General features: G+C 70.6%; 22 protein-coding genes and 2 riboswitches. Of the genes, 14 read left to right on the forward strand and 8 right to left on the reverse strand.

Going from position 1 to position 24,045, the window contains the following annotated elements; genetic code table 11:
• The first annotated feature begins 316 nt into the window (after nt 1-316).
• Together BIU97_RS15850 and BIU97_RS15855 are read left to right on the forward strand one after the other, a co-directional pair.
• Complete coding sequence (locus tag BIU97_RS15850) at nt 317-1,162, forward strand: cohesin domain-containing protein (protein WP_071298140.1); 846 nt, start codon at nt 317-319, stop codon at nt 1,160-1,162.
• Nucleotides 1,159-3,015, forward strand: coding sequence for an amidase family protein (locus tag BIU97_RS15855; protein WP_071298141.1), 1,857 nt, complete (start codon nt 1,159-1,161; stop codon nt 3,013-3,015). The genes BIU97_RS15850 and BIU97_RS15855 overlap by 4 nt, the downstream gene beginning before the upstream one ends.
• Before the next feature lie 83 nt (nt 3,016-3,098).
• Here BIU97_RS15855 and BIU97_RS15860 read toward each other — a convergent pair whose 3' ends face one another.
• Nucleotides 3,099-3,875, reverse strand: a complete 777-nt coding sequence (locus BIU97_RS15860) for an isocitrate lyase/PEP mutase family protein (protein ID WP_071298142.1) — start codon at nt 3,873-3,875, stop codon at nt 3,099-3,101.
• Between the two features lie 168 nt (nt 3,876-4,043).
• Between BIU97_RS15860 and BIU97_RS17405 the strand changes: the two genes are divergently transcribed.
• From BIU97_RS17405 to BIU97_RS15885, 3 genes are all read left to right on the forward strand, one after another.
• Nucleotides 4,044-5,312, forward strand: coding sequence for a hypothetical protein (locus tag BIU97_RS17405; protein ID WP_217640116.1), 1,269 nt, complete (start codon nt 4,044-4,046; stop codon nt 5,310-5,312).
• A gap of 221 nt (nt 5,313-5,533) precedes the next feature.
• Nucleotides 5,534-6,841 (forward strand): DUF4041 domain-containing protein, encoded by a 1,308-nt coding sequence (locus tag BIU97_RS15880; protein WP_254783019.1) that lies wholly within the window; start codon nt 5,534-5,536, stop codon nt 6,839-6,841.
• 97 nt (nt 6,842-6,938) lie between these two features.
• The gene (locus BIU97_RS15885) at nt 6,939-8,126 is read left to right on the forward strand and encodes a MalY/PatB family protein (RefSeq protein WP_071263648.1); all 1,188 of its coding nucleotides are present in this window, start codon (nt 6,939-6,941) and stop codon (nt 8,124-8,126) included.
• Between the two features lie 159 nt (nt 8,127-8,285).
• On the opposite strand, the gene BIU97_RS15890 is transcribed toward BIU97_RS15885, so the two are convergent.
• The 3 genes from BIU97_RS15890 to BIU97_RS15900 all read right to left on the reverse strand — a co-directional run bounded on the left by BIU97_RS15890 (nt 8,286) and on the right by BIU97_RS15900 (nt 9,500).
• A complete protein-coding gene (locus BIU97_RS15890) occupies nt 8,286-8,471 on the reverse strand; it encodes a hypothetical protein (protein ID WP_071263473.1) in 186 nt (61 codons plus the stop codon).
• Between the two features lie 16 nt (nt 8,472-8,487).
• Complete coding sequence (locus BIU97_RS15895; protein WP_071263471.1) at nt 8,488-8,946, reverse strand: GNAT family N-acetyltransferase; 459 nt, start codon at nt 8,944-8,946, stop codon at nt 8,488-8,490.
• Between the two features lie 65 nt (nt 8,947-9,011).
• Nucleotides 9,012-9,500 carry a GNAT family N-acetyltransferase gene (locus tag BIU97_RS15900; RefSeq protein ID WP_071263469.1) on the reverse strand — a complete coding sequence of 163 codons (489 nt, stop codon included), beginning with the start codon at nt 9,498-9,500 and terminating at the stop codon, nt 9,012-9,014.
• Nucleotides 9,501-9,568: 68 nt separating this feature from the next.
• On the opposite strand from BIU97_RS15900, the gene BIU97_RS15905 reads away from it, so the two are divergent.
• Nucleotides 9,569-10,453 carry a LysR substrate-binding domain-containing protein gene (locus BIU97_RS15905; RefSeq protein ID WP_071298146.1) on the forward strand — a complete coding sequence of 295 codons (885 nt, stop codon included), beginning with the start codon at nt 9,569-9,571 and terminating at the stop codon, nt 10,451-10,453.
• A gap of 56 nt (nt 10,454-10,509) precedes the next feature.
• On the opposite strand, the gene BIU97_RS15910 is transcribed toward BIU97_RS15905, so the two are convergent.
• From BIU97_RS15910 to BIU97_RS15925, 4 genes are all read right to left on the reverse strand, one after another.
• Nucleotides 10,510-10,764: a hypothetical protein gene (locus BIU97_RS15910; RefSeq protein WP_071298147.1), complete on the reverse strand. Its 255-nt coding sequence runs from the start codon at nt 10,762-10,764 to the stop codon at nt 10,510-10,512.
• 22 nt (nt 10,765-10,786) lie between these two features.
• On the reverse strand, nt 10,787-11,269 hold the full coding sequence (locus BIU97_RS15915) for an FBP domain-containing protein (RefSeq protein WP_071263454.1): 483 nt from the start codon (nt 11,267-11,269) through the stop codon (nt 10,787-10,789).
• 208 nt (nt 11,270-11,477) lie between these two features.
• On the reverse strand, nt 11,478-12,215 hold the full coding sequence (locus tag BIU97_RS18290) for a M56 family metallopeptidase (RefSeq protein ID WP_071263452.1): 738 nt from the start codon (nt 12,213-12,215) through the stop codon (nt 11,478-11,480).
• 13 nt (nt 12,216-12,228) lie between these two features.
• Nucleotides 12,229-12,603, reverse strand: a complete 375-nt coding sequence (locus tag BIU97_RS15925; protein WP_071263450.1) for a BlaI/MecI/CopY family transcriptional regulator — start codon at nt 12,601-12,603, stop codon at nt 12,229-12,231.
• A gap of 97 nt (nt 12,604-12,700) precedes the next feature.
• Nucleotides 12,701-12,821, forward strand: a riboswitch (glycine riboswitch).
• Nucleotides 12,822-12,923: riboswitch (glycine riboswitch) on the forward strand.
• 49 nt (nt 12,924-12,972) lie between these two features.
• Here BIU97_RS15925 and gcvT point away from each other — a divergent pair.
• The 8 genes from gcvT (at nt 12,973) to BIU97_RS15965 (ending at nt 23,792) form a co-directional block, all read left to right on the forward strand.
• On the forward strand, nt 12,973-14,103 hold the full coding sequence (gcvT, locus tag BIU97_RS15930) for a glycine cleavage system aminomethyltransferase GcvT (RefSeq protein ID WP_071263448.1): 1,131 nt from the start codon (nt 12,973-12,975) through the stop codon (nt 14,101-14,103).
• 4 nt (nt 14,104-14,107) lie between these two features.
• Nucleotides 14,108-14,485 (forward strand): glycine cleavage system protein GcvH, encoded by a 378-nt coding sequence (gene gcvH, locus BIU97_RS15935; RefSeq protein ID WP_071263446.1) that lies wholly within the window; start codon nt 14,108-14,110, stop codon nt 14,483-14,485.
• Entirely contained in the window at nt 14,482-17,403 is a 2,922-nt protein-coding gene (gene gcvP / locus BIU97_RS15940; protein WP_071298148.1) for an aminomethyl-transferring glycine dehydrogenase, read from the forward strand. Before gcvH ends, gcvP begins: the two co-directional genes overlap by 4 nt.
• A 362-nt stretch (nt 17,404-17,765) precedes the next feature.
• Nucleotides 17,766-19,391: a peptide ABC transporter substrate-binding protein gene (locus BIU97_RS15945; protein ID WP_071263434.1), complete on the forward strand. Its 1,626-nt coding sequence runs from the start codon at nt 17,766-17,768 to the stop codon at nt 19,389-19,391.
• Between the two features lie 226 nt (nt 19,392-19,617).
• The gene (locus BIU97_RS15950) at nt 19,618-20,547 is read left to right on the forward strand and encodes an ABC transporter permease (protein ID WP_071263431.1); all 930 of its coding nucleotides are present in this window, start codon (nt 19,618-19,620) and stop codon (nt 20,545-20,547) included.
• A complete protein-coding gene (locus BIU97_RS15955) occupies nt 20,537-21,487 on the forward strand; it encodes an ABC transporter permease (RefSeq protein WP_071263411.1) in 951 nt (316 codons plus the stop codon). The genes BIU97_RS15950 and BIU97_RS15955 overlap by 11 nt, the downstream gene beginning before the upstream one ends.
• A complete protein-coding gene (locus tag BIU97_RS15960; RefSeq protein ID WP_071298149.1) occupies nt 21,484-23,226 on the forward strand; it encodes a dipeptide ABC transporter ATP-binding protein in 1,743 nt (580 codons plus the stop codon). Before BIU97_RS15955 ends, BIU97_RS15960 begins: the two co-directional genes overlap by 4 nt.
• A gap of 62 nt (nt 23,227-23,288) precedes the next feature.
• Nucleotides 23,289-23,792: a PH domain-containing protein gene (locus BIU97_RS15965; RefSeq protein WP_071298150.1), complete on the forward strand. Its 504-nt coding sequence runs from the start codon at nt 23,289-23,291 to the stop codon at nt 23,790-23,792.
• Nucleotides 23,793-24,045: the final 253 nt, after the last annotated feature.

The raw sequence follows: 24,045 nt of genomic DNA on the forward strand, positions 1-24,045 counted from the left end.
TCCGGCGCGACGCATCGAGTGCGGGGCGCACACGTCGAGTTTCAACGTGCAGCTCGTCCGTTCGGATCGAGCGGTGGTCTCGTGGGAATGCGACTCGGGTGAGTCGGTTCGAGACGATGGTGTGCGCGAGTCAGATGGGTTCGCTGCAGTGCACCAAAGGAAAACTATACGCAGCGACTGCGGGCTTGTCCAGGCCGATCGCGGTGTAACCGGGCGGAAACGCGCGGGGTCGGTCCCCGAAACAGCGCCCCGTTAGCTTTCGGACCACTGAGTACCCGCTCAGGACCCGATCCCCCCTCCCGAAGGACCTGCGCCCATGCAGCACCGAACACGGCTGCGCCCCCGCGCGACGATCGTCTCCTCGACGCTCGTCGCAGCCGGGGCGATCGGCCTCGCCGCCCTGACGGCCTCCCCGGCCCTGGCAGCGCCCACCGCGTCGACGGCCACCATCGACGCGCCCGCCTCGGCGACCGTCGGCACCGCGTTCGACGTCGACCTCGCGATCCCGGCGACCGAGAACGTCTACGCCTACGAGATCACCCTCGACGCGGACGCCGACCTCGTGCGCTACCAGGACGACAGCGTGACCGGTCCGGACGGCGGGTTCGACAGCGTCGAGCAGGACGGCGACACCCTGACGATCCTGCACACCCGCCTCGGCACGTCGCCCGCGCTCGACGGCGACCTCGCAGCGTCCGTCACGCTCGAGCCGACCGCTGCCGGTACCGCGGACCTGTCGGTCACCCGCATCACCCTCGTCGACCCGGACGGCGCGACCACGACGCTCACCGACCCGGCGAGCACCTCGGTGACGATCGCGGCCGCTCCCACCGCCGGTCCGTCGCCGACCACCGCCCCGACCTCCGCACCGACCGGCACCGCGACGCCGACGCCGAGCGCCAGCGCGCAGCCCGGCGACGGGGACGGGGACGACCCGAGCGACCCCACCGACCCGACCGACCCCACCGACCCGACGAGCGGTGCCACCGCCGTCCCCGCGGGCGGAGCGGACGAGCGTCCGACCGGCGGCGAACTCGCGTGGACGGGCGCCGACGTCGCCCCGTGGATCGCGGCGTCCCTCGCCCTCCTCGCCGCGGGCGGCACCCTGATCACCCTGCGGGCCCGTCGTGCCCGCCGCGAGCGCACCGGAGCAGCCGAATGACCGCCAGAACGCAGGCCCGCAGCAAGCGACGCTCCGTCGTCGCCGGCGCCTCGCTCATCGCCCTCGTCGGGGCCGCACTCGCGGCGACGCCCGCGATCACGGCCGTCGCAGCACCCGCAGCCGTCGACGCCAGCCCCGCCGCCATGCTCGCGCCGTACTACACGGACCTCGACCTGACCGGCGACGACCAGGTCACCCAGGCCGACCTGACCGTGCTCACCGACCACCTCGGCGCGACGAGCTCGAGTCCCGACTGGGCGACGGTGAGCGCCGCGGACACCGACGCGGACGGCACCATCACGGTCGCCGACCTCGCCGCCCTGTCCCAGCGGATGATCTACGACGACGGCCCGTTCCAGCTCGTCGAGGCGTCGACCGTCGACATGCAGGCCGCGATGAACGCCGGCGTCACGACCTCGGTCGCGATCACGCAGGACTACCTCGACCGCATCGCCGCCTACGACCGCACGAAGGTCGACACCGCGTCGACCGGGCGTGCGCTCAACTCGATCATCACCACGAACGCCGACGCCCTCGCCGCTGCCAAGACGGCGGACGCGGAGCGCGCCGAGCACGGCATGACGAGCATGCTGCTCGGCGTGCCGATCGCGGTGAAGGACAACTACGACACGAAGGACATGCCGACCACCGGTGGTTGCGGCTGCTGGGACGACAACCAGACCGACACCGACGCCACCATGGTCGCCGGCCTGCGCGACGCCGGCGCCGTGATCCTGGCGAAGGCCAGCCTCGACGAGTTCGCCTACGGGTTCGTCTCGGAGTTCTCGTCGAACCAGCCCGCCGGCTCGTCGCTCCTGGTCGCCAGCCCGTACGACACGGCCCAGACCGCCGGCGGCTCGAGCGGCGGCACCGGCGCGGCGATCTCCGCGAACCTCGCCGGGATCGGCTTCGGCACCGACACGGGCGGTTCGATCCGCGTGCCCTCGACCTACAACCAGCTCGTCGGCATCCGGCCGACGGTCGGACTGACCAGTCGCGACGGGATCATCCCGCTCGCCCTGTCGCAGGACACCGGCGGCCCGATCACGCGTTCGGTGACCGACGCGGCGGTCGCGCTCGACGCCGTCACCGGCGTGGACGCAGCGGACACCGCGACGAGCGCCCAGGCCGGCAAAGTGCCGACGTCGTACACGTCCGCGCTCGACGCCGACTCGCTGCAGGGCGCCCGCATCGGCTACGTGACGAGCATGGTCGGCACGAACGCCACCACGAAGCGTCTGTTCGACGCCTCGGTCGCGAAGCTGCAGGCAGCCGGGGCCACGGTGGTCCCGATCACCCCGACGACGGCCTTCAACCGGGTCCTGTCCGAGGGCAGCGGCAGCACGAACGAGTTCAAGCACGACCTGGACGAGTACGTCGCGAAGCACCTCGACCCCGACGTGACCGCCCGGTCGCTGCAGGGCATCCTGGCCTCGGGCGAGTACGTGCCGGGCCGCAAGGGCACGTACCAGTCGCGCGACGTGATCACCGACGCGCAGTACCAGGCGTGGGCCGGCCCGACGGGGTCGCACACGACGCAGCTCGCCACCGGCAAGCAGCTCGTGACGCAGATGCTCGACGACCAGGACCTCGACGCGCTCGTCTACCCGTCGGGCACGCCGTACGGCACGCAGTCGACGAACATGCGCCTCAGCCCGAACACCGGCATGCCGGCGATCACCGTCCCGATGGGGCAGGCGATCGCAGCCGACAACACCATCACCGGTGCCGGTGTGAACCTGGAGTTCCTCGGCCGCTCGTTCGACGAGAGCACGGTCATCGGCCTCGGCTACGCCTTCGAGCAGGAGACGCACGCACGCACCACGCCCGCGCTGTACCCGGCGCTCGGCTGAGCCGAGCGGGTCGCGATCGGGACCACAGGACGGACGGGAGGCCCGGTGCCAGCTGGCACCGGGCCTCCCGTCCGTCTGCTCCGTCAGTTCAGGGTCGGGGTGTCCTCCGGCACGACGCCGTCGGCGTACAGGTCGGTCGCCAGGTCGCGCAGCGCACGCAGCGCGACGCGCTGCGTGAGCGGACCGTAGGAGATGCGGGCGACGCCGAGCGCCTCGTACTCGGCGGCGGGCAGGGCGCCGGGCAGGCCGATGACCGACAGCTTGCCGCGGCCGAGCCCGTCGACGAGCCGTTCGACGACGTCCCGCTGGATCGCGCCCGGCACGAAGACGAGCGGTGCGCCGACGTCGAGGAACGCCTTGCCGCGGGCGATCGCGTCCGCGATGCTCTCGTCGATCGGACGGTCGCCGCCGCGGGCGATCGCGTCGGTCCGGGCGTTCAGCTGGAAGTCGATGCCCTCGGCCTCCACCGCCTTCGTGATCGCGGCGACCCTGGCGACGGCCTCGTCGAACTGGCGCAGCCGGTCCTCGACGTTCGCGCCGACGATGCCGGCGGCGATGGCGCGCCGGATCGTCTCGGCCGGGTCCTCGTAGCCGTCGTCGAGGTCCGCGGTGACCGGCAGGTCGGTCGCGGCGGCGATGGTGGCGGCGCCGGCGAGGGCGACGTCGAGCGGCATCCCGCCGTCGTCGTACCCGAACGAGGCCGCGATCGAGTGCCCGGCGGTGGCGATCGCCCTGGTGTCGGGCAGGTCGCTCACGGTCTTGGCGCTGATCGCGTCCCACACGTTCACGACGCGCAGGATCTCGGGGGCTTCGTGCAGCTGCTTGAGGGTGGTCGCCTTCTCGGCGGTGCTCGTGCTCATGGAAGCGAATGTAGGCGGCAGCGCGACGCCGTGTCCGTGTCCGCGTGACGCGCCAGCGAAAGGCCCGACATCTTCTGACCATGCGAAGCCCTACGATTCTCCGAGGATCACTCGCCGCACGCGGTTTGGCATGAGGGCACTGCTCGGCGAACGACGAAAGGGAGCACTTTGGCACGCAGGCGTGGGTTCTTCGCAGAAATCCAGCACCAACAGCGGCTCGCGGATGCTCGGGCAGCGAGGGTGCGGCGGGAACGTGCTGCAGCTCAGGCCGCGGTCGAGCGCTCTCGAGCGCAGGCCGAGCGGGCCAGAGTCCAAGCGGAGCGCGCAACAGCTTCTGCTGCTCGTGCCTCGGAAGCAGAACGGAAGCGACTCGAGCGAGAAGCGCAAGCGGCCTACGCGGAGGCGCGGAAGGCCGAGGCGGAAGACCAGAACGAAGCCCTTCGTCTGGCGAACGAGGCCATCGCCGGTCTTCTTCAGGCCACCCTCGACGTCGATGACTACGTCGATCTCGAAGCGCTCAAGCAGGTCGTGGAACACCCACCGTTCCCGCACCCAGACCTCGAGTCACCCATCCAGCGACCTGTTCCGCTCGTCCTTCCGCCGGCGCCGGTCTGGCAGGAGCCGCCAGCACCGAAGGGGCTGTTCGGCAAGCGCAAGAAGCACGACGAGCTGAAGCAGGAATGGTGGGCTGACTTCCAGGCGCGGAGCGGGGAGTGGGAACGGCTGCGTGACTCGCTTCCTGCGCGACAGGCTGCCGCCGATCGTCAGTACGAGGACCTCGAACGCCGCCGCCGTGAGCAGCTTGCGGCGGAGCGTCGGCGTTACGACGCGGCGTGCAACATCCGGCAGAAGGACATTGACGAGCACAACGCCGAGATCGACTCGCTCATCGCCGGACTGGGTTACGGCGTGCCGGAAGCGGTCCAGGAGTACGTCGACATCGTCCTCGCCAACTCCGTCTATCCGGAAGACTTCGAAGTACGACACGAGGCGACCTTCGACTCGTCGACCGGAGAAGCGCGAGTGCGTTCGATCGTCCCGTCACCAGAGATGCTGCCGGCCGTGAAGGCGTACCGCTGGGTGAAGGCTTCCGATGAGATCGTCGGATCTCCGTCCACGAAGAAGGACCTGACCGAGCGGTACACGGATGCTCTCGCTCAGGTCGCCCTACGCACGCTTCACGAGGTGTTCGAGGCGGATCGGCGAGGTATCGTCCGGTCGATCTCACTCGAGGTCGGTCCTGCGACGAAGGATCCGGCGACCGGACTCGACCGGTTCTTCCCCCTGGTCGCCGTCGGTGCCTCGCGCGAGCAGTTCATCGGGTTCGACCTGTCGGCGGTCGTACCGGTCGCTACGCTGCAGCACCTCGGCGCAGCGGTGTCGAAGAACGCCGTCGCACTGAGCGTCATCGACCCCGGTGGAGTTCGCCGCTCGTGAGCACTCGTCGATTCAATCCACCGCCGTCCTGGCCCCCTGTCCCCGCCGGATGGCAACCTCCGGCTTCGTGGGTGCCGCCCTCGGACTGGCCCGCTCCGCCCGAGGGATGGCTCCTCTGGATCGACCTGGACTCAGCGCGATCGCCGATCATCGACCAGGTCCCGACCCCTGCGGTGTCCGCCGAGCAACCGCCTGCGTTCCAGGGCAGCGCTTCACCGACTGTGGAGGAGATCGACCGCGGCGGCGAGTTGTTCGTCGTGCTCCCGGTCGGAAGGGGAATCGACGCCCCCTGCATCACCATCCCGAAGGCGATGTGGACGGGTGCCGCCGCCGAGCCGAGGGCTGCAGCACAGGAGAACCGCGGTACCGACAGCGGCTCGTCGCCTCAGGATCTGAGCACTGTGCTCGCGTTCGCCGACCCACGCGACAGGCGTATCGCGGAGCTCGAGGCTGAGGTAGCTCGTATTCGAAACGCTTCCTCTGTCGGAGCCGACGTACCTCTCGACGACCAGCAGGTCCTGCAGTCGGTCGGGATCTACCGGTACCACCATCCGCTCGAGAACGCCGCGGCGTACAAGGAGCGGTTGACCGTGATCGAAGCTGCGGTCGCAGCACTCGTTCGGGAAGGCCGGGCAATCGAGCGCTCCAACATGTTCACCTTCGACAATTCCCTCGCGAAGGGTCGGAAGATGAGCGACGACCTGTCGAAGCTCATGTTGCGCGCTTACAACGCCGAAGCAGACAGCGCCGTGCGATCGCTCAGGGCAGGCAACGTCGAGACAGCCAAGCGGCGCCTGGAGAAGTCGCGCGAGGCGATCGCGCGACTGGGCGCGATGATGGAGATGCGGATCGCTCTTGACTACCACGATCTGCGCGTCGAGGAGGTGGAACTGACCTCCGACTGGCTCATGCGAAAGCAGGAGGAGCGGGAGTTCGAGCGCGACGAGCGAGCGAGGTTGCGTGAGGAGAAGCGAGTTCAACAAGAGCTCGACGCGGAGCGTGAGCGGCTTGACAAGGAGCGCGCCCTCATCGAGCAGACGATTGAGCGACTCCGGTCGAACGGCGAAGTAGACGCGGACCTCGAGGCGCGGCTCAGTCAGATCGATGCTGCAATCGAACAGAACGACTTCCGTGCAGCGAACATCCGAGCCGGGTATGTCTACGTCATCTCGAACCGGGGTGCTTTCGGGCCGGACGTCGTCAAGATCGGCCTCACACGCAGGCTCGAACCGTCGGATCGAGTGAACGAGCTGGGTGGGGCCTCCGTTCCGTTCCGCTTCGACGTGCACACCATTTACTTCTCCGAAGACGCCGTGACACTCGAGACTGAGTTGCACCGTCACTTCGCGACTCGCGCTCTCAACCAGGCGAACCCGCGGAAGGAGTTCTTCTTCGCCACTCCGGCGGAAGTCCGCGAGGTGCTCATGCAGAAGGTGGGCGCCCTGCTCGAGTTCCGTGAAGAGGCAGAGGCGACCGAGTACCTCCAATCGGTGGGCGCTTGGCCGACGCGCGTCGTGCCGATGAGCTGAACCACGGGGCGGCCCCCGATCGTGACGCGACCCGGAGACGACGCAGGATGACGGCCGGAGTCGCGCCGGGCCTGGTGTCCGATGCATGCTGGGACGCATGGCGAACGACGAGCAGGACCCGGTCGGGACGCTCCGTGGGGTGCGCACGAGCATCAAGTGGACGCGGTACGCGCCCGACGTGCTGCCGCTGTTCGTCGCGGAGATGGACCACGACGTCGCGCCGGCGATCCGGCAGGCGCTGATCGAACGGGTCTCGCAGTCCGACCTCGGGTACCTCGACGGCCCCGGGCCGCTCGCTCCCGCGTTCGCGCAGTTCGCGCTCGACCGCTGGGGCTGGGAGGTCGACCCGACCCGCATCCACCTGGCGACCGACGTCAGCGTCGGGATCGTCGAGTCGCTGCGGCTCGCGCTGCCCGACGGCGGCCGGGTGGCGATCACGCCGCCCGTGTACCCGCCGTTCTTCGAACTCGTCGACGAGGCGCGATGTCAGGTCGAGGAGGTCCCGCTGCTCGAGCAGTGGGGGCGGTACCGGCTCGACCTCGAGGGCCTCGAGCGCGCGTTCGCCGGCGGGGTCGGCGTCTTCCTGCTCTGCAACCCGCACAACCCCGTCGGCCTCGTGCACGACCGCGCCGACCTCGTCGCGATCGCCGAACTGGCCGCGAAGTACGACGTCCTCGTCATCAGCGACGAGATCCACGCGCCGTTGACCCACCCCGGTGTGCAGTTCACGCCGTTCGCGATGGTCGCCGAGCCGCTCGGTGCGCGGAGCGTGTGCGTGACCTCGGCGAGCAAGGGGTGGAACCTCGCCGGGGTGAAGTGCTCGGTCATCGTCGCCGGCGACGCCCGGACCGCGGCCCTGCTCGACACCCTGTGGGAGGAAGTGGCGTGCCGGACGAGCATCCTCGGGCTGCACGCCAACCTGGCGGCGTTCACCCTGGCGACGGACTGGCTCGACGACGTCGTCGCCCGGATCGTCGCGAACGACCGGCTGCTCGCCAAGCTGCTGGCGGAGCACCTGCCCGGGGTCGTCTACACGCGGCCGCGCGCCGGCTACCTGGCCTGGCTCGACTTCCGGGGGATCGGACTCGGCGACGACCCGGCGGTGCCGATCCGGGAGCACGCGTACGTCGCCCTCAACTCGGGGCTCGGCTTCGGGGCGCAGGGCCGCGGCTTCGTGCGGCTCAACCTGGCGTGCTCACCGGAGACCCTGCGCGAGGCCGTGTTCCGGATCGCGTCGGCGTACCCGTCGAGCACGCAGGAGGGGCTGGTCTGGCACGTCGCGTGAGAACGGGCGCTTCGTGGCTGCCGCCGGCATCGAGTGAGCAGGAGGAGTCGGGTCTGCGGCGCGCACTCGACGTCTTCTGCTCACTCGCGGAGCTGCGCGGAGCTGCGCGGAGCTGCGCGGAGCCGCGCGGAGCGCAGAGACGCGGGAGAGGCGCGGCGGTCAGGCGACGTACTGGTTGCGCCCGACGACGCTGATGTGCAGCTCGTCGTCGCGGTCCATCGCCAGGAGCTCACGGGCCACGAACCCGACGGAGGGCCAGCGGGACACCTCGGTCACCATGAAGCCGTCGATGAACACCTGCCACGCGCCGCGCTCGCGGACCGCCTGCACCTCGTAGGTCGCCATGCCGCGAGCGTACCGGTCAGCCGACGCGCTTCGCGTAGTAGCGCATCGTGGGGACCTCGCCGGTCGGCTTGCACCAGTCGGCGGGACCGCGGCCGGTGAGCCGCCAGCCGTGCCGCTCGTAGAGGCGCCAGGCGGCCGGGGTCTCCTCGGTGACGTCGAGCCGCACGTGCGTGCCGGGGCAGGCGCGTTCGGCGGCCTCGAGCAGGGCGTCGGCGACACCGGCGCCGCGGCGGTCCGGTTCGACGAACAGCCGTGTCACCGTGGGCATCCGGCCGGGTTCGGGCACCGCGAGTCCGACGTGGCCGATGACGAGGTCGTCGTCGTCGACGGCGACCCAGGCGCCGAGCGACCCGTCGGGGCAGAGCCACGCGGCCGGGTCCTCGGGCCAGGACGCCGGGTACCCACCGAGGTGCACGCGCCAGAGCACCTCGACCAGGGGGTCCAGGTGCGTGTCGGCGCGCTCGGTGATGTGCATCTCCTGGACGCTATCGACCGCGGGCGTCCCGTGGTCAGCGTTCCGGCGATCGTGGTGTGGAGGCGTCAGTCGAGGGCGAGGGTCATGTGCACGTCGGCGCGGGCGTACGGGCTCGGGGCGACCTCGTCGGCGCGCAGGTGCCGGAAGCCGAACGCCTCGTACAGGTGGACCGCGCTGGCGAGCTTCGCGTTGCTCTCGAGGTCGACCCGGTGCGCCCCGAGCGCACGAGCGCGGTCGAGGGCCGCGGCGATGAGGCGACGGCCGAGCCCGTGCCCTTGGTGCTCGGGGGAGACGGCCATCTTGACGAGCTCGAAGACACCGGGTGCGGTCGGGGCGATGCCGATGCACCCGACGACCTCGTCGTCGAGACGAGCGACGAACACCGCGCCGCCGGGCTCGACCACGTGGCCGACCGGGTCGGCGAGGATCGCACGGTCCGCGTCCTCGAGGGTGAAGTGGCGCGTGACCCAGTCCTCGTTGAGCACGCGGAACGCCTCCGCGTCGGCGGGGCTCGCGAGGTCGGTGATGGTGACGGTGGGGGTCGCTTCGGTCATGTCCTGATCCTCCACCGAGCATGGAGTCGCGTCCAATACTCGTTCCGTCGGATCGATACGCTGGGTGCATGGATCACGACCCGGACGTCGACCTCCGCCAGCTCCGTGCGTTCCTGGCCGTCGCCGACGAGCTGCACTTCGGGCGGGCGGCCGACCGGCTGCACGTCGCGCAGCCGGCCCTGTCCCAGCAGATCCGACGCACCGAGCGTGCACTCGGCGTCGACCTCTTCGTCCGCACGAGCCGGAGCGTCGCGCTCACGGCGGCGGGGCGGGTGCTGCACGGACGGGCACGGTCGCTCGTCGAGCAGGCACGCCGGGACCTCGACGAGACGGTCCGGGTCGGCCGCGGCGAGGCCGGGCGGCTCGACCTCGGCTTCGTGGTGTCGGCGTTGCCGCTCGGGCCGATCGAGCGGGTGCAGGCCTTCCGGGCGCGGTACCCGTCGGTGCGCGTCGAGCTGACCGAGGGGTACTCGTCGACCCTGCTCGCCCGCATCGTCCGCGGCGAACTCGACCTCGCCGTCGTCCGCGACGCGGACCCCGACCCCGCCGTCCGGCTGTTGCCGTTCCGCACCGAGGCGTTCCTGGCGGCCGTCCCGCGCGACCACCGCCTCGCCGGGCGGACGGCGATCCGGGGGACCGAGCTCGTCGACGACCCCTTCGTGTTCTTCCCGGCCGCGGCGGGCTCGCTCGCCACCGAGCGGAACCTCGCCCCGGTCACCGCCGGGGGTCGACGGCCCGTCGTCGTGCAGGAGGCCACCACCTGGGCGACCGTCCTGCACCTGGTCGGTGCCGGCCTCGGCGTGACCGTCCTGCCGGAGAGCGCTGCGCTCGCCGCGCCGGACACGGTCGCGCTGCTGCCCCTGCGGGGGAGCGAGCACCGCAGCGAACTGTCGTGGGCGATGCGCGCCGACGACGACCGCGAGATCCTGCGCAACTTCGTCGACGCCGACTGAGCAGGAGACGCCGGGTCGGACGCCGGGTCTCCCACTCGAGAGCAGCAGCGGACGGGTCAGCCGAGCGCGAGCACCGGCGCACGATGGTCGCCGAGCTCGTCGACGGACCACGGCCGCGCGCCCCGCAGCGTGAGCCCGAGCTGCACGAGGACGAAGCCGAAGTGCGGCTCGACGTCCGGGTCCCACGGCCCCTCGACGCCGAGGCCGAACGCCCCGAGCTCGTCGTCGGCCTCGTCGCGCAGGGTCAGCCGCCAGCGGCCGTCACCGAGTTCCTCGACGACGGCCCAGCGGGCGGTGCCGAAGCGGCTCACGCGGCCACGGTGCCGATCCGGCTCAGGCCGTCTTCATGATGTCGGCGGTGAAGTTCTGCACCCGCTGGAGCAGGGCCTCACCGCGCATCGCGATCGTCGCGGGCGGGTTGAGGTGCGGCGGCGCGGTGCGGATGAGCATCGAGCAGCCGAGGTCCTCGCAGATGTACGAGCCGATGGTGTTCCCGTTCCGGCCGGACTCGCCGGCACGTGCCGCCGAGAAGAGGCGCACCTGGGTGGCCGGCTGCGGGGAGTGGCAGAACGAGCACATCGCGGCGATGCCGGCGCGCAACGACCCACCGGCCGAGCGGACGACGATCCCGACGGGGCGGTCGTCGATCCAGGAGACGATGTAGCCGCGGCGAGCGGCCTGCGGGTCACGCCAGCCCAGGAACTCGCGTTCGTCCCAGAGCATCTCGTGCAGGCCGGGGATCGGCAGCTGCGCGAGCTCGTCGGGGGTGGCGTTCACGAACGACGATCGGATGTCGGCTTCGGTCAGTGGCTTCACGGTGCGACCACTGTATGCCTCGCCCCCGACAGCGCGCTGCTCAGGACGGGCGCGTCGGTGTGGGTGCTGTCTCGGATCGCCTGCGGTGGCGCTCGGTCAGGACGGGCGCGTCGGTGTGGGTGCTGTCTCGGATCGCCTGTGGTGGCGCTCGGTCAGGACGGGCGCGTCGGTGTGGGTGCTGTCTCGGATCGCCCGCGGTGGCGCTCGGTCAGGACAGGCGGGAGGCGCGGATCGCCCCGAGCGCACCCGTCCCGTCCGCCACCAGCACCGCCCGGCGCAGGGCGTCGCGTCCGACGCGACGGGCCGCGGCGTCGTCGGCTGCGAACTCGACGAGCACGCGCGTCGAGCGCGCCATGGCGCGCGCGCCCGGCACCCACGGGACCGCACGCTCGATCGATTCGGCGACCCCGACCGCGATCGCGTGGTGCTGGGTCAGGTGGGCGCGTTCGTGGGCGACCACGGCCTCCAGTTCGTCCGTGCGCAACCGGTCTGCCAAGCCGGTGCTGACGAGCACGCCACCGCTCCGACCGGGCACGGCGCACGCCAGTGCGTGGTCCGCCTCGACCACGGCGACGGGCGTGCCGTCGATCTCGCGGTGCGGCGCGACACCGGAGCGCATCGCCCGACGGACGGCCTCGTGTTCGGGGCCGGGGCGCACCCGGACCGCGACGACGAACGCGAGCACCGCGAGCACGGCGACGCCGACGTTGAAGCCGTGGGTGGGCGACCCGTCTCCGCCCAGGAGGTCGGTGACCGGACGGTCCGCGACCACGACGAGGGCGATGCCGACGACGAAGCCGACCACGCCGAGCAGGACGGCGACGGACCAGCACACCAGGGCGGTCCGCGGCCGGTCGATCGTCCAGGCGGACCGGGTCAGCACCCGCGGCGCGAACACGACGACCAGCAGGGCGAGGACGACGAGCACGATGCCGGTGACGACCACGGTGCAGTGCCGGTCAGGAGCGGGCGCGGGCGTCGAGCGCGCGGCGCAGGGCCTCGAGGTCGTCGGAGGCGAGCGAACCCGTGAAGCGCAGCAGTGCGGCCTCGCGGTCGGACGAGGCGGCGAGCGCACTCGACATGAGCGAGGCGGTCTGCTCGTCGCGGCTGTGCACGGCACGGAAGGTCAGGGGAGCGTCGTCGTGCTGCTCCCGTTCCACCTGGCCCTTGCGCCCGAGCCGGTCGAGCACGGTGAGGACGGTCGTCAGCGCGGGGCGGGGCTCCGGGAACGCGTCGAGCACCTGGCGTGCGGTGAGCCCGGCATCGGCGGAGCGGAGCGCGTCGAGCACCGCCTGCTCCAGCTGCCCACGGGGGCGCGATCGTTGTCCGGCCATCCCCGCATTCTACGAGATGTCGAAGGCCCGGCCCCGACACACGCCCGTAACGCGGCCTCGCTATGCTCGTCGGCGGACAACTGAACACACCGGCCGCTCATCCGTCGCGGGAGACGCCGTGCACGTGCCCCCGGGCACGCCGTGCCCTCGGGCGCACGCACGGCACCGAAGGAGCAATCCCCCCGTCAATCTCTCAGGTCCCACACCGCAGCGGACAGGCCACTCTGAAAAGCAGACGCTCGGTCGTCTCGCCCACGGTGAAAGCCGCCGGACCTCACGGGCCGCGGTGAAACTCTCAGGCCCATGACAGAGGGGGAGTTCCACCCGGCGATCGTCGCCGGGTCCTGTCGATGCCAGGAGAACTCCGCCATGAGTCCGTCCCCGTTGCGATCCTCACCGCTCGAAGCCGCGCACGAAGCCGCCGGTGCCACGTTCACCGACTTCGCCGGCTACCGCATGCCCGTCCGGTACTCGTCCGACCTCGCCGAGCACCACGCGGTGCGCTCGGCCGCCGGCGTGTTCGACCTGTCGCACATGGCCGAGGTCGGGGTGACCGGCCCCGAGGCGGTCGCGTTCCTCGACCACGCGCTCGCCGGCTCCTTCGGCGCGATGCCGGTCGGCCGCGCGAAGTACTCGCTCCTGCTCGCGGACGACGGCGGGATCCTCGACGACCTCGTCGTGTACCGCACGGACACGGACGTCTTCCTCGTCGTCGCCAACGCGTCGAACCGCGACGTCGCGGTCGCGGCGTTGCAGGAGCGCAGCAGCGGGTTCGACGTCGAGGTCTCCGACGACTCCGACACCACCGCGCTCGTCGCGATCCAGGGCCCCGCCGCCGCCGGCACGCTCGACGCCCTCGTGGTCGCCGACCGCCTGCAGCCGGAGACCCCGCTCGACGAGCTCGGCTACTACCGCGCCCTGCACGCGCTGTTCGACGGCGCCGAGGTCCTCGTCGCCCGCACCGGGTACACCGGCGAGGACGGCTTCGAGCTGTACGTCGACCCGACGGTCGCCGGCACCCTGTGGGACGCCCTGCTCGAGGCCGGTGCCGACCGTGGTGTCGTCCCCGCCGGGCTGGCAGCACGCGACACCCTGCGCCTCGAGGCCGGCATGCCGCTCTACGGGCACGAGCTCGGCACCGACGTCCGTCCGGCACAGGCCGGGCTCGGCCGGGTCGTGGCGAAGGACGGCGACTTCGTCGGTGCCGCCGGGGTGACCCCCGCCGAGGACGCCCGCGTGCTCACCGGCCTGGTGACCGAGGGTCGCCGCGCACCCCGCGCCGGGTACGACGTCGTGCTCGACGGCACGGTCGTCGGCACCGTCACCTCCGGGGCGCTCTCGCCGACGCTCGGGCACCCCGTCGCCATGGCCTACGTCGACCCGGCCGCGCTCGCCGCGGTGTCCGACGGGGGACAGGTCCTGCACATCGACGTCCGCGGTACGGCCATCCCCAGCGCCGTCACCGCGTTCCCCTTCTACCGCCGCGCCACGAAAGGCTGAAGCCATGACCGACCAGACCGCACTGCAGTACACCGCCGACCACGAGTGGCTGCTCGTCGAGGGCGACACCGTCACCGTCGGCATCACCGACCACGCCGCCGAGCAGCTGGGGGACGTCGTCTTCGTCGAGCTCCCCGCCGTCGGCACGGCGACCACCGCCGGCGAGCAGATCGGCGAGATCGAGTCGACCAAGAGCGTCGGCGAACTGTTCGCACCGATCGAGGGCGAGGTCGTCGCGATCAACGACGCCGTCGTCGACGCCCCGGACACCGTCAACCACGACCCGTTCGGCACCGGCTGGCTCGTGAAGATCAAGGTCGAGGGCACGTCCTTCCCCGAGGACCTCATGGACCACGACGCGTACCGGGCCTCCATCGCATGACCGCGTCCGAGAACCTCCAGACGTCCTTCGCCGACCGCCACATCGGCACCACCCCGGCCGACCAGCAGACCATGCTCGAGGCCGTCGGGCAGTCCTCGCTCGACGCCCTGGTCCGGGCCGCGATCCCGGAGTCGATCCACGTCGGTCCGGTCACCGACTCGGTGATCCCGGCCGCCGTCGGCGAGACCGAGGCGCTCGCCGAGCTCCGTGCGAAGGCCGGCCGCAACACGGTCCGCCGCGCCATGATCGGTCTCGGCTACCACGGCACGCACACCCCCGCGGTGATCCAGCGCAACGTGCTCGAGAACCCGAGCTGGTACACGGCCTACACGCCGTACCAGCCCGAGATCTCGCAGGGTCGGCTCGAGGCGCTCATCAACTTCCAGACCATGGTGTCGGACCTGACCGGCATGGCCACCGCCGGTGCCTCGATGCTCGACGAGGGCACCGCCGTGGTCGAGGGCATGCTCCTCGCCCGCCGCGCCTCGAAGGTCAAGGGCGACGCGTTCCTCGTCGACGCCGACCTGCTGCCGCAGACCCGCGCGCTGCTCGACCACCGCGCGGACGCCGTCGGCATCGAGCTCCGCACCTTCGCGGTCGACGCCGGCCCGTCCGACGAGCAGCTCGAGGGCGCCTTCGGCGTCATCGTGCAGTACCCGGGTGCCTCCGGCCGCGTCGTCGACCCCTCGTCGGTGATCGAGCGCGTCCACGCCGGTGGCGGCATCGCCGTCGTCGCCGCCGACCTGCTCGCGATGACGCTGCTCGCCAGCCCCGGCGACCTCGGCGCCGACGTCGCCGTCGGTACGAGCCAGCGCTTCGGCGTCCCGCTCGGCTTCGGCGGCCCGCACGCCGGGTACCTCGCCGTCCGCGCCGGGCTCGAGCGCCAGCTGCCCGGTCGCCTGGTCGGGGTGTCCTTCGACGCCGACGGCGCGATGGCCTACCGCCTCAGCCTGCAGACCCGCGAGCAGCACATCCGTCGCGAGAAGGCGACGAGCAACATCTGCACGGCGCAGGTCCTGCTCGCCGTGATGGCCTCGATGTACGCGGTCTACCACGGGCCCGAGGGCCTGCGCTTCATCGCGCACCGCGTCGCCCGCACGACGTCCGCGCTCGCCGCGGTCGCCCGTGACGCCGGCGTGCAGGTCGTGCACGCCGCCTTCTTCGACACGCTGACCCTGCGTGCCGACGGCCGCGCCGAGGCGATCGTCGCCGACGCCCAGCGTGCCGGCTACCTGCTGCACGTGGTGGACACCGACACGTTCCAGCTGTCCGTCGACGAGACGACCACGCCGGACGACGTCGTCGCCCTCGCCGGTGTGTTCGGGGCGGTGGACGCGACCGTCCCCGCGACCGAGACCGCCGTGCGCGACGCGGCCACGGGCCTCCCGACCGGGCTGGAGCGCGCGAGCGAGTACCTGACGCACCCGGTGTTCAGCGCGCACCGCAGCGAGACCCGCATGATGCGGTACCTCAAGCACCTGGCGGACAAGGACTACGCGCTCGACCGCGGCATGATCCCGCTCGGCAGCTGCACGATGAAGCTCAACGCGGCGACCGAGATGGTCGCCGTGACCTGGCCGGAGTTCGCGAACATCCACCCGTTCGCACCGCGTGAGGACGTCGAGGGGTACCTCGACATGATCGGCGACCTCGAGTCCTGGCTCGCCGAGGTCACCGGGTACGACACGGTGTCGCTGCAGCCGAACGCCGGCAGCCAGGGCGAGCTCGCCGGCCTCCTCGCCATCCGCGGGTACCACCTGGCGAACGGCGACGCCGCCCGCACCGTCTGCCTCATCCCGTCGAGCGCGCACGGCACGAACGCCGCGTCCGCCGTCCTCGCCGGCATGAAGGTCGTCGTGGTCGCGTGCGACGAGAACGGCAACGTCGACCTCGAGGACCTGCGCGCCAAGACCGCGCAGCACGGGGAGCAGCTCGCGGCGCTCATGATCACGTACCCGTCGACGCACGGTGTGTACGAGCACGACATCCGCGAGGTCTGCGACGCCGTGCACGACGCCGGCGGCCAGGTGTACGTCGACGGTGCGAACCTCAACGCGCTGCTCGGGCACGCGCGGTTCGGGGACTTCGGCGGCGACGTGTCGCACCTCAACCTGCACAAGACCTTCTGCATCCCGCACGGCGGCGGCGGGCCCGGTGTCGGTCCGGTCGCGGCGAAGGCGCACCTCGCGCCCTACCTGCCGGGGCACCCGTTCGCGCAGCAGGCCGACCGGCGGTCCGGCTCGACCGGAGCCGAGGCCGACGACCGCCTGGCACACGCCGGAGGCCCGGTCAGCGCGGCGCCGTACGGCAGCCCGAGCATCCTGCCCATCACCTGGACCTACGTGCGGATGATGGGACTCGAGGGGCTCGCCCGTGCGACCGAGGCGGCCGTGCTCGGGGCGAACTACATCGCGGCCCGGCTGCGCGACGCGTTCCCCGTGCTCTACACGGGCGAGAACGGGCTCGTGGCGCACGAGTGCATCCTCGACCTGCGCCCGCTGCGCGACACGACGGGCATCACGGTGGACGACGTCGCGAAGCGGCTCGTCGACTACGGCTTCCACGCCCCGACGATGTCGTTCCCGGTGGCGGGCACGCTCATGGTCGAGCCCACGGAGAGCGAGGACCTCGCCGAGCTGGACCGCTTCGTCGACGCGATGCTCGCCATCCGGGCCGAGGCCGCTGCCGTGGAGCGCGGCGAGTGGCCGGCGGACGACAACCCGCTCGTGCACGCCCCGCACACGGCGTCGTCGGTCATCTCGGGGGAGTGGACCCACGCCTACACCCGCGAGCAGGCCGTCTACCCGCTGCCCGGCATCAGCGGACGGAAGTACTGGCCGCCGGTGCGGCGCATCGACCAGGCCTACGGCGACCGCAACCTGGTGTGCGCCTGCCCGCCGATCGAGGCCTTCGCCTGACCGGTGTCGCCTGACCGTGTCGTGCCCCGTCCGGACCACTCCGGGCGGGGCATGACCGCGTCCGGGGGAGTACGGTCGGGGCTGGCCGACTCCCCGCCGGTGGGCCGTTCCCGGACAGGTGTCGCTTGCACAAGGTGGTGCTGGAGCGCAACGATGTCGATGCAGATGCAACAAAGTCGCGGTTGCTCCCGACGGGCGCGCGAATCTTGCATCCTCCCGCAACGATCGTGCAAGTTGGTTACCGGCTTGTAACCGATCGCCCCAGGGTTTGGAGGGTCCTCCCGTCCTTGCCTACAGTGCAAGGGTCAAACGCGCCGGGCGACACCGCTGTGCCCTGCGCGTCCCATGCACCAGGAGGAACCTTGATCAAGAAGCGCGCCGGGCTCGCAGCCCTCGCCGTGCTCGGGGCCACAGCACTCGCCCTGACCGCCTGCTCCAGCAACAACAACAACGGAGGTGGCTCCGGGGCGGCGAACGCGTCGGGCATCGTCACCACCAACGGCAGCGAGCCGCAGAACCCCCTCATCCCGTCGAACACCACCGAGACCGGTGGCGGCAAGATCATCGACTCGCTCTTCGAGGGCCTCGTCTCGTACGACGCCGACGGCAAGCCGGTCAACGAGGTCGCGAAGAGCATCGACACCGATGACTCGAAGACCTTCGACATCACGCTGAACACGAACTACACGTTCACGAACGGCGAGAAGGTCACCGCGGAGTCCTTCACGAAGGCGTGGGACTGGGCTGCCCAGTACTCCAACAAGCAGAGCGCGAGCTACTTCTTCGAGAACATCGAGGGGTTCAACGCCGAGAAGGACTCGGAGCTCACCGGCCTCAAGGTCGTGGACGACGACGAGTTCACCGTCACGCTGAAGTCGGCGCAGTCGGACTTCCCGCTGTCGCTCGGCTACACGGCCTTCGTGCCGCTGCCCTCGGCCTTCTACGACGACACCAAGGCCTTCGGTGAGAACCCGATCGGCAACGGCCCGTACAAGCTCGACGGCAAGTCCGCCTGGACCCACAACCAGTCGATCAAGCTGGTCACCAACAAGGACTACGAGGGCAAGCGCAAGCCGAAGAACGGTGGTCTGACGATCACGTTCTACACCTCGCAGGACACCGCCTACGCCGACGCGCAGGGCGGCAACCTCGACGTCCTCGACGCCGTGCCGGACAGCGCCTTCCAGACGTACAAGTCCGACTTCCCGGACTCGAACGTCAACCAGCCGGCCGCGATCTTCCAGGGCATCTACCTGCCCTACTACCTCGACCACTGGAAGGGCGAGGAAGGCAAGCTCCGCCGCGAGGCCGTCTCGATGGCCATCAACCGCAAGGAGATCACCGACAAGATCTTCGACGGCACCCGCACCCCGGCCAAGGACTTCACGTCCCCGGTCATCGCCGGCTGGAACGGCGACCTCGAGGGCTCGGACGTCCTGGACTACAACGCCGACGAGGCGAAGAAGCTCTGGAAGCAGGCCGACGAGATCTCGCCGTACAACGACACCCTCACCATCTCGTACAACGCTGACGGCGGCCACGAGGCATGGGTGACCGCGGTCACGAACTCGATCGCCAGCACGCTGGGCATCAAGGCCGAGGGCAACGCGATCCCGACGTTCCAGGAAGCGCTGGACATCCAGACGAACGACAAGCTCAAGGGCGGCAGCCGCACCGGTTGGCAGGCGGACTACCCGTCGCTGTACAACTTCCTCGGCCCGACCATGGGTGAGGGCTCGTCGAGCAACTACGCGCGCTACGACTCCAAGGAGTACAACGAGCTGCTCGCCAAGGGCCGTTCGTCCGCGACCGTCGAAGAGGGCAACAAGGTCTTCGACCAGGCTCAGGAGCTCCTGTTCCAGGACCTGCCGGAGATCCCGCTCTGGTACTCCAACGTGACCGGTGTCTGGAACGCCGACAACGTGTCGAACGTCAAGTTCGGCTGGAACTCGGTGCCGCTGTACTACGACATCGAGGTCAAGAACTGATCTAGGTCTCCTCGAGACCGAACGCGGAGCAGGTATCCTGCTCCGCGACCACCGGACGGGGGTTCGGGGACCACACAGGTCTCCGAACCCCCGTACCTCGGCGGCAACACCTTCCCCCACAACGCGGGCGCCGTCGCCCGCACCGGACACCCGTGCCGACCCTCGGACCGTCCACCCCACACGACATGAACCTGATCGACATCGCTCCGGACCGGGCAGGGATCTGATGCTCTGGTACCTCGGCAAGCGCCTCCTGCAACTCATCCCCGTGTTCTTCGGGGCCACGTTCCTCATCTACTTCATGGTCTTCTCGCTGCCCGGCGACCCGATCGCCGCGCTGTTCGGCGACCGACAGCCGTCGCCGCAGGTGATCGAGCAGCTGCGCCAGCAGTACAACCTCGACAAGCCCTTCCTGGTGCAGTACCTGCTCTGGATCGGCGGCGTCTTCCGCGGCGACCTCGGCCTGACGTACTCGGGTCTGCCGGTCAGCTCGCAGCTCGCCCAGGCGTTCCCGATCACGGCTCGCCTGGCGATCCTGGCGCTCGTCTTCGAGTCGGTCGCCGGCATCGTCGTCGGTGTCATCGCCGGCCTCCGCAAGGGCAAGCTGTTCGACGCCACCGCGCTCGTCGTGAGCCTGCTGCTCATCTCGGTGCCGACCTTCGTCGTCGGCTTCCTGCTGCAGTACGTGCTCGGCATCAACCTCGGCCTGTTCCGCGTGACCGTGTCCGGTGACGCGCCGTGGTCCGAGCTGGTCCTGCCCGCGATCGTGCTGGCGTCGGTGTCCTTCGCGTACATCGTCCGCCTGACCCGGGCGAGCGTCGCCGAGAACACGAGCGCCGACTTCGTCCGCACCGCGACGGCCAAGGGCCTGCCGCGGCGCCGGGTGATCGGGGTGCACATCTTCCGCAACTCGCTCATCCCCGTGGTGACCTACCTGGGCGTCGACATCGGCAGCCTGATGGTCGGTGCGGTCGTCACCGAGGGAATCTTCAACATCAACGGTGTCGGCGGCACGGTCTTCCGCGCCGTCAAGCTCGGCGAGGGCCCCACGGTCGTGTCGTTCGTCGCCGTGATGGTCATCATCTTCATGCTCGCCAACCTCCTGGTCGACCTGCTCTACGCCGTCCTGGACCCGAGGATCCGCTATGCCAAGTAACGCCGCACCCCGTTCGGCGACGCACTACGTCGCCCCGATCGAGGAGACCCCGCTCCAGGCGGTCGACCAGGTCAACGAGGACGAGAAGACCCGCTCCACCTGGACCGACGCCTGGGACGCGATGCGCACCCGACCGATGTTCTGGGTGTCCGCGATCCTCATCCTGCTCGTCCTCGTCGTGGCGGTCTTCCCCGGGCTGTTCACGCACGTCGACCCGCGCGCCGCGACCCTGGCGAAGAGCAACGAGGGCCCGGAGCCCGGGCACATCCTCGGCTACAACCGCCAGGGCTACGACGTGTTCTCGCGCACCATCTGGGGCGCCCGGAACTCGGTCATCGTCGGTCTCGTCGCGACGCTGCTGGTCTCGATCGTCGGCATCGTCGTCGGTGCCATCGCCGGTTTCTACGGCGGCTGGATCGACACGATCGTGTCCCGCATCGCGGACATCTTCTTCTCGATCCCGACCATCCTCGGCGCGATCGTCATCATGTCGGTGATCCCGGCCCGGAACGCCATCACGGTGGCCCTGGTGCTCGCGGCGTTCGCCTGGCCGCAGATCGCCCGCATCATGCGCGGTGCCGTGCTCAGTGCGAAGCAGTCCGACTACGTGATGGCCTCGGCCGCGCTCGGCGTCGGCCGGTTCACCACGCTCGTCCGCCACGTCATCCCGAACGCACTCGCGCCGGTCATCGTCGTCGCGACCGTCTCGCTCGGCACGTTCATCGTGGCCGAGGCGACCCTGTCGTTCCTCGGCATCGGGCTGCCGACCTCGGCGCTCAGCTGGGGTCTCGACATCGGCACCGCGCAGACGTCGATCCGCACGACGCCGTCGACGATCTTCTGGCCGTCGGCCGCCCTGTCCATCACCGTGCTCGCGTTCCTGCTCCTCGGCGACGTGGTCCGCGACGCACTCGACCCGAAGGCGAGGGCCCGTCGATGACCGGAACGCTCACCGATCCCAGCACCCGGCGCGCCGGCGCCGAGGGCGCTCCGCTCCTCGAGATCACCGACCTGCAGGTCGGCTTCCGGACGCAGAGCGGCCTCGTCCAGGCCGTGCGCGGCGTCAACCTCACCCTCGAGCAGGGCGAGCGCCTGGCCATCGTCGGCGAGTCCGGTTCGGGCAAGTCGACCAGCGCCCAGGCGATCATCAAGCTCCTGCCCGGCACCGGTCAGGTGACCGGCGGGTCGATCAAGTTCAACGGGCGCGAGCTCGTCGGGCTGAACGACAAGGAGATGTCGGAGATCCGCGGGAAGGAGATCGGCTACGTCCCGCAGGACCCGATGTCGAACCTCAACCCGCTGTGGTCGATCGGCTTCCAGGTCGAAGAGGCCATCCGCGCGAACGGGCAGGCCACCGGCAAGAAGGCCGTCCGGGAGCGTGCCATCGAGGTGCTGAAGGAGGCGGGCCTCGGCGATGCCGCGAGCCGCCTCAAGCAGTACCCGCACGAGTTCTCCGGCGGCATGCGGCAGCGCGTGCTCATCGGCATCGGTCTGTCGAGCCGCCCGCAGCTGCTCATCGCCGACGAGCCGACGAGTGCGCTCGACGTCACCGTGCAGCGCGTCATCCTCGACCACCTCGAGACCCTGACGCGCGACTACGGCACGAGCGTGCTGTTCATCACGCACGACCTCGGCCTCGCCGCCGAGCGCGCCGAGAAGCTCGTCGTGATGTACAAGGGCCAGGTCGTCGAGGCGGGTCCCTCCAAGGAGATCCTCGCCAACCCGCAGCACCCGTACACGCAGCGCCTCGTCGCGGCGGCTCCGTCGCTGGCCAGCCGTCGCATCCAGTCGAAGGTGCAGCACGAGCAGATCTCGATCGCCGACGTCGGCAGCGACGACGCCGAGCTCATCGCCCGGGCACAGGAGCGCGAGCAGCGTCCGGCCGAGGACCTCATCGTGGTGAAGAACCTGCAGAAGGTCTACAAGCTCCGCGGCAAGAACCTCGCGTCGCGCGAGCTGAAGGCCGTCGACGACGTGTCGTTCGCGATCCCGAAGGGCACCACCACGGCGCTCGTCGGCGAGTCGGGCTCGGGCAAGTCGACCGTGGCGAAGCTCGTCCTGCAGCTCGAGAGCATCACGAGCGGCACCGTGCAGTTCGACGGCACCGACATCGGCGCGCTGAAGGGCAAGGCGCTCTTCGACTTCCGTCGTCGCGTGCAGCCCGTCTTCCAGGACCCGTACGGCTCGCTGGACCCGATGTACAACGTCGGGAACACGATCGCGGAGCCGCTGTCCACGCACAAGGTCGGCGACAAGGCGTCCCGCCGCGCGCGGGTGCTCGAGCTGCTCGACCAGGTCGCCCTGCCGAAGTCGATGGTGAACCGCTACCCGAACGAGCTCTCGGGCGGGCAGCGGCAGCGCATCGCCGTCGCCCGTGCGCTCGCGTTGAAGCCCGACGTCATCGTCCTCGACGAGGCCGTCTCCGCACTCGACGTGCTCGTGCAGGGGCAGATCCTCGACCTGCTCACCGAACTGCAGACCGAGCTCGGGCTGACGTACCTGTTCATCACGCACGACCTCGCGGTCGTCCGCCTCGTCGCGGACAACGTGTGCGTCATGCGCCGAGGGCAGATCGTCGAGAAGGCGACGACCGACGAGGTCTTCGCCGACCCGAAGGAGCAGTACACGAAGGACCTCCTGGCAGCCATCCCCGGCGCCGGGTTCGAGTTCGGACGCTGATCCACCTGGACACCAACGAGGCCGGACGCCCCGTCACCCTGCGCAGTGGTCGCGGGGGGGCGGTGGCGGCCGGCCTCGTCGCCGTCCTGGGCGCCTTCCTGCTCGTCGACGCGGGCGTCCGCGGAAGCTGGGACGTCGTGCTCCGTGCCCTCGGACCGATCGTCCTCCTCGTCTGGGTCCTCTGGGTCCTGACGTACCGCCCGCACATCCGCATCGACGACGCGGCCGTCACGGTCGTCAACCCGCTCCGGCGCACGGTGGTGCCGTGGTCGGCGGTCGCCGATGTGCGGCTCCGCTGGCAGATCGTCGTCGAGACGATCTCCGGCCGTCGCGTGCAGTGCTGGGGCGGGCCGTCGCTGCCTCGGCCGAAACCGGCGAAGCGCGGCGAACGCGCCGTGCTCCGGCAGCCCGACGAGATGACCGTCCTGCTCGACCGCTGGTCCGAGCGGCGTGACGCCGCCGGTGGCGACGTCGTCCGCGGCTGGGACCGCCCGGCGCTCGTGGCCGGCGCGGTCGCGCTGGCCCTGCTGGTGGTCTCGCTGCTCGCCGTGACCCTGGGCAGCTGAGGCGCTCGCCTCCGCGACCACGGACGGACGGGAGGCCCGGTGCCAGCTGGCACCGGGCCTCCCGTCCGTCACCCGCGCGCGTCCACTGCCCCGCTTCGTGAGCAGGAGGTGTCGGGTGTACGGCCCGGACCCGACCGCTTCTGCTCAGCATCCGATGCGGCGGGCGGGAGGCGGGCCTCCCGTCCGGCACCTTGCGTCCGCCGCCCCGCTTCGTGAGCAGAAGGTGTCGGGTGCGCTGCCCGGACCCCCGTGC

The sequence above is a fragment of the Curtobacterium sp. MCBA15_009 genome, assembly GCF_001864895.1.
Lineage (GTDB): Bacteria > Actinomycetota > Actinomycetes > Actinomycetales > Microbacteriaceae > Curtobacterium.